The sequence below is a fragment of the Streptococcus sp. GMD1S genome, from assembly GCF_000296875.1.
Lineage (GTDB): Bacteria > Bacillota > Bacilli > Lactobacillales > Streptococcaceae > Streptococcus.
On sequence record NZ_AJQY01000397.1, the window covers coordinates 1 to 779 of the forward strand.

At 46.1% G+C, this 779-nt stretch carries 1 protein-coding gene; it reads right to left on the reverse strand.

From position 1 onward, the window contains the following. On the reverse strand, window positions 1-779 hold a 779-nt coding region (locus tag GMD1S_RS10605), incomplete at both ends, for an ABC transporter ATP-binding protein (protein ID WP_000629628.1).

A 779-nucleotide genomic window follows, 5' to 3' on the forward strand; every position in this document is an offset into this window, starting at 1 on the left:
TTGAGACGCATGATGTGGATATCTTCTGGTTCAAAGTCCAGACCGATTTCCTCACCAACAATGGCCTTACGGGTTGAGTGGATCATCCATTCATTTCCAAGTTCGTCATAGGCGATAATTTCATAGTGAACCCCACGGAAGAGCTGGGTATCGACCTTAACTTGGAGCTTGCCTTCTTCAGGAAGGGTAATCCGCAAGTCCTCTGGACGAATCACGACCTCAACAGGTTCATTTGGCTTCATCCCACCATCGACCGCTTCAAAGCGTTTGCCGTTAAACTCAACCAAGTAGTCCTCAATCATGGTTCCTGGCAAGATATTTGACTCACCGATAAAGGTTGCAACAAAATGGTTAATCGGCTCATCGTAGATATCCACAGGTGTTCCAGACTGGACAATCTCGCCATCATTCATAACGAAAATCCAGTCACTCATGGCAAGCGCTTCTTCCTGATCGTGAGTGACAAAAACAAAGGTAATGCCCAATCGTTGTTGCAGTTCACGCAGTTCGTACTGCATGTCTGTTCTTAATTTCAAGTCCAGCGCTGATAAAGGTTCATCCAACAAAACCACACGGGGTTGGTTGATGATAGCACGGGCAATAGCCACACGCTGACGTTGTCCTCCAGAGAGTTTACGAATGGAACGTTTTTCGTAACCTTCCAACTGAACCATCTTGAGAACTTCCGCTACGCGTTTCTCGATTTCTTTCTTGTCAATCTTGCGCAAGCGGAGCGGAAAGGCAACATTTTCAAACACATTCATATGTGGAAACAAGGC